The sequence below is a fragment of the Mesorhizobium sp. P5_C1 genome (assembly GCF_054049815.1).
Window position 1 is genome coordinate 1 of sequence record NZ_JBFULQ010000530.1, and the last position, 3,700, is coordinate 3,700.

At 64.1% G+C, this 3,700-nt stretch carries 6 protein-coding genes; 3 read left to right on the forward strand and 3 right to left on the reverse strand.

Annotated elements, in window-relative coordinates:
• Positions 1-147: 147 nt before the first annotated feature.
• Complete coding sequence (locus tag ACXJ7R_RS27250) at positions 148-300, forward strand: hypothetical protein (RefSeq protein WP_095085720.1); 153 nt, start codon at positions 148-150, stop codon at positions 298-300.
• Between the two features lie 54 nt (positions 301-354).
• Here the strand turns inward: ACXJ7R_RS27250 and ACXJ7R_RS27255 are convergent, their stop codons facing one another.
• On the reverse strand, positions 355-588 hold the full coding sequence (locus ACXJ7R_RS27255) for a DUF982 domain-containing protein (protein ID WP_244730396.1): 234 nt from the start codon (positions 586-588) through the stop codon (positions 355-357).
• Positions 589-707: 119 nt separating this feature from the next.
• Complete coding sequence (locus ACXJ7R_RS27260; RefSeq protein WP_457154527.1) at positions 708-1,373, reverse strand: GntR family transcriptional regulator; 666 nt, start codon at positions 1,371-1,373, stop codon at positions 708-710.
• A gap of 184 nt (positions 1,374-1,557) precedes the next feature.
• On the opposite strand from ACXJ7R_RS27260, the gene ACXJ7R_RS27265 reads away from it, so the two are divergent.
• Together ACXJ7R_RS27265 and ACXJ7R_RS27270 are read left to right on the forward strand one after the other, a co-directional pair.
• Positions 1,558-2,814 carry a multidrug efflux MFS transporter gene (locus ACXJ7R_RS27265; protein ID WP_457154528.1) on the forward strand — a complete coding sequence of 419 codons (1,257 nt, stop codon included), beginning with the start codon at positions 1,558-1,560 and terminating at the stop codon, positions 2,812-2,814.
• A 42-nt stretch (positions 2,815-2,856) separates the two neighbouring features.
• Positions 2,857-3,231, forward strand: a complete 375-nt coding sequence (locus tag ACXJ7R_RS27270; protein ID WP_457154529.1) for a DUF423 domain-containing protein — start codon at positions 2,857-2,859, stop codon at positions 3,229-3,231.
• Between the two features lie 120 nt (positions 3,232-3,351).
• Here the strand turns inward: ACXJ7R_RS27270 and ACXJ7R_RS27275 are convergent, their stop codons facing one another.
• Positions 3,352-3,501 carry a hypothetical protein gene (locus tag ACXJ7R_RS27275; protein WP_457154530.1) on the reverse strand — a complete coding sequence of 50 codons (150 nt, stop codon included), beginning with the start codon at positions 3,499-3,501 and terminating at the stop codon, positions 3,352-3,354.
• Positions 3,502-3,700: the final 199 nt, after the last annotated feature.

Here is a 3,700-nt window from a genome sequence, read left to right on the forward strand (position 1 = left end):
CGGCCCCCTACACCATGGTCCCGTGCATCTTGCAAGCCCGGGCCATCATCGACGCGAACGGCTGGGCACGATCGCTTCAGCTGTTGTGTTTGACGGCTAATGCTCCTAGGCAGGGTCAGAGCCGCAAGGCAGTGAAAAGGAGCCGATATGGCGCGACCACCAAACTACGATCAGGAACGCAAGGAACGCGACCGCCAGAAGGCGGCCAAGAAGGCTGAAAAGCTGGCGGCCAAGGTTGCCGCACGCGAGCGTTCGAAGCCCGAAGACGAGACTGAAACCGAAACCGAAACGGCAAAGTGACGGCAAAAGGCCCGCGCATGCGGGCCGTGCCTCATTCCAGATTGTCGCCTTGGATCAAGCCGGCGCCTTGTCGCTGACGAAGACGTCCACTTCGCGCGCCGCCGCAATGAAGGCGCGCCTGGCGTTCATCGCCGGCTTGTCGCCGGCCAGCGCATCGTGACAGGCCTGCAGGGCCGCGCGATGCTTGGGGCTGCGTTTTCCGGGCCAGCTGTTGAGCAGGTAATCGGAAGCCTCACGGGCCGTACGCAAGAGCTGAGTGCTCCCCGCCGTGACTGACTTGACGGTCACGGGTGTTTCAAATCGGTTGTTTTCCATCGCCGCTCTTACGCCATCGGTGTCCGCGAAGCGAGGCCGAAAGTGCACGGCGCGCCTGGACGTCGCCTTTTGCGCGGCGCGTACCGCATGCCTTAGGCGGCGATGACGGCAAAACCCCTGGCGCGAAGACCGCGCCGGTCGTTGGCGAGCGACGTCACCAGGCGGTCGCGGCTGCCGACGATGTGGGCCGAAAGCAGGCGCGCGGCTTCATCGGCGTCGCCGAGGCGTGCCGCCGCCAGAATGGCGCGATGTTCCGCCCAGGCGCGAGCAAGGGCGGCCTCGTCGCGAACCTCCAGCCAGCGGGCCCGCGACAGGCGTGTCATGGCATCGCGGACCGCCCGGAACAGGAATTCGTTGCCAGACAAGCGCGCCAACTCGATGTGAAAATCCATACCGATACGATGCCATTCCTCACGCGGCGTGTCGGTGTCGCAGGAGTCGAGCATCGCCTCGATGACATCGACCGCGCTGCGGTCCGCCAGGGCACATGTCAGGCGAAGGGCTGCAACCTCCACCGCCTCCCGGTAGACGGCAATCTGCTCGAGTTCGGCCAGGTTGATGGGCGACACCGTCCAGCCACGGCCGTCCCTGCCGACCAGGCCCTCGGTCTCGAGCCGCAGCAGCGCGGCCCTGACCGGGGTTCGCGAGGCGCCGAAGCGACTTTCGATCCAGCGCTCGGTCAGTTTCTCGCCGGGACCGATCTCGAGGCCCAGGATCATCTGCCGAAGCTGTTTTTCGACGCTATGCATCTGCGACATTGTCGTTCCCGTTTTCTGACCGTTGGCTGGCTATCGGTTTGCTGGCCACGTTTTCCCAATCACGTTTGAGAGGGTCGCATTGACAGCACCCACGCTTGCGTCCATGACGGATACCATCTTGGTATCCCAAAATGGTATCCGCAGCAACCACCAACACGGCATTTGCTCGGACAGGACGCATGACATGCAGAACACGCCCCCGACGACCGACAGCACCTACAACATCCACTGGCGGCGCAATCTGTTCGTTTGCTTTGCCGGTTCGTTCTCGACGCTTGTCGCCATGACGCTGCTTTTGCCGTTCCTGCCGCTCTATATCGAGCAGCTCGGCGCTGAAGGCCACGCGGCGATCGTGCAATGGTCGGGGATCGCCTATGGCGCGACCTTTTTTGCGGCGGCACTTGTGGCGCCGCTGTGGGGACGTCTCGGCGACCGCTACGGCCGCAAGGTGATGCTGGTTCGCGCCAGCTTTGGCATGGCCATATGCATGTCGCTGACCGGCATGGTCCAGACCGTCTGGCAGTTGGTGCTGCTGCGGCTGCTGATCGGCTTTGCCGGCGGCTATTCCTCGGGATCGACCATCCTGGTTGCCATGCAGACGCCCAAGGAGCGTTCGGGCTGGGCATTGGGCCTGCTGTCGGCGGGTATCACCGGTGGGGCACTGGTCGGCCCGCTGGTTGGTGGCGCCCTGCCGCCGCTGATCGGCATCCGCGCCACGTTCCTGCTGTCCGGCGGCGTCATCTTCCTGGCATTCCTGGCGACCACGTTTCTGATCAAGGAGAACCCCCGGCCGAAAGCGACGGACGCCGCATCGAAGGGCAAGCCGAAAGGCGGCTGGGCACAAATCCCCGACAAACGGCCTGTCATCGCCATGCTGGCGACCGGCATGCTGTTGAGTTTCGCCACCATGTCGATCGAGCCGATCATCACCGTCTATGTGCAGCAATTGATCGAAGACCAGAGCCGCGTCACGCTGATCTCCGGCGTCGTCATGTCGGCGGCGGCGCTTGGCGCCATCCTGTCGGCTTCACGCCTGGGGAAACTCGCCGACCGCATTGGCCATTGGAACGTCATCATCGGCGCGCTTGCCGTCTCGGCGCTGTTGCTGATTCCTCAGGCCTTCGTCACGCAGAGCTGGCAACTCATCGGCCTGCGCTTCCTGATGGGCCTGGCGCTGGGCGGGCTCCTGCCCTGCATCACCAGTGTCATCCGCCACAATGTTCCCGATGGCGTCGGCGGCAATGTGCTAGGGCTTTCGATCTCCGCTCAATATGTCGGACAGGTCGCCGGCCCCTTGCTTGGCGGATTTGCCGGCGGCCATTTCGGCATGCGCTCGGTGTTTCTGGGCACATCCATCTTGATGGCCGGCGGCGCGGTCTATAACTGGCTGGCGCAATCGCGCCGTGAGCAGGACATGCTCGCCAATGCCGGCAAGCCCTGACCAAATTGGGTCGCTTGCCTTGAACGTCACGGAGCCCGAGACATGAGCACGGCCGAGCAATCTTCCGTCAACAGCGGCCAGATCCTCGTCCTGGCCGGCGGCCTCTGTGGCGCCGCCGGCGTGGCGCTGTCGGCCGCGGCGGCGCATCTGGGCGGTGCCTTTGTCGGCACTGCCGCATCCTTCCTGCTCATGCACGCGCCGGTCTTCCTCGCGACCGGACTGCTTGGCGCGAACCGGACGCTGCGCATCGGCAGCCTGATCCTGCTGGTTGGGCTGCTGTTGTTCTGCGGCGACCTGCTGGCCCGCGATTTCCTCGGTTCGCGGCTGTTCCCGCTGTCGGCGCCGATCGGCGGCACCTTGCTCATCGCCGGCTGGCTGGTGATCGCCGGCTCGGCGCTGGTGCGCACACGTTCCTGACCAGGCTGGACCAGCAGCCTTTATCGATGTCTCTGGGGGGCGATGTCTCCGGGCGCACTGCCCGGGACGGTCCTATTCGCGAAACCGACGCGATCCTGTCACACCGCGTTTGTCGAACGATCAATCCTGCCGTCGCTCGGGCTTATCGAGCACTTCGCGACCGTGCCGCCGCAGCTTCGCCAGTAGACGCCTCTCCGGCCGTTTGGACGCCGGCGCGATGCCCCAGTAGTTGCGGTAGATGTCTTCGAACAGATAGCTCACGGGATGCATGATGCACTCCTTTCAAGATTTGAATCGATCCAATCGGTGCGCACAAAAAAGCTATCCCGATCAGCTCCGTCTGCGCTCGGCGAAGAACCGCAGTTCGCGAACCCATGGGCTGTCACTCTCGTGGCGCCTCAGTTTCGTGGCGGTCGAACCGATGCTCCAGTCGTTGCGGTAGATGTCTTGGAAGAGATAGTTGACGGGA

What these genes read in the sequence shown, in the direction of transcription:
- ACXJ7R_RS27250 (WP_095085720.1), top strand. Translation starts at nt 148, where the DNA reads ATGGCGCGACCACCAAACTACGATCAGGAACGCAAGGAACGCGACCGC.
- ACXJ7R_RS27260 (WP_457154527.1), bottom strand. Translation starts at nt 1,373, where the DNA reads ATGTCGCAGATGCATAGCGTCGAAAAACAGCTTCGGCAGATGATCCTG.
- ACXJ7R_RS27265 (WP_457154528.1), top strand. Translation starts at nt 1,558, where the DNA reads ATGCAGAACACGCCCCCGACGACCGACAGCACCTACAACATCCACTGG.
- ACXJ7R_RS27270 (WP_457154529.1), top strand. Translation starts at nt 2,857, where the DNA reads ATGAGCACGGCCGAGCAATCTTCCGTCAACAGCGGCCAGATCCTCGTC.
- ACXJ7R_RS27275 (WP_457154530.1), bottom strand. Translation starts at nt 3,501, where the DNA reads ATGCATCCCGTGAGCTATCTGTTCGAAGACATCTACCGCAACTACTGG.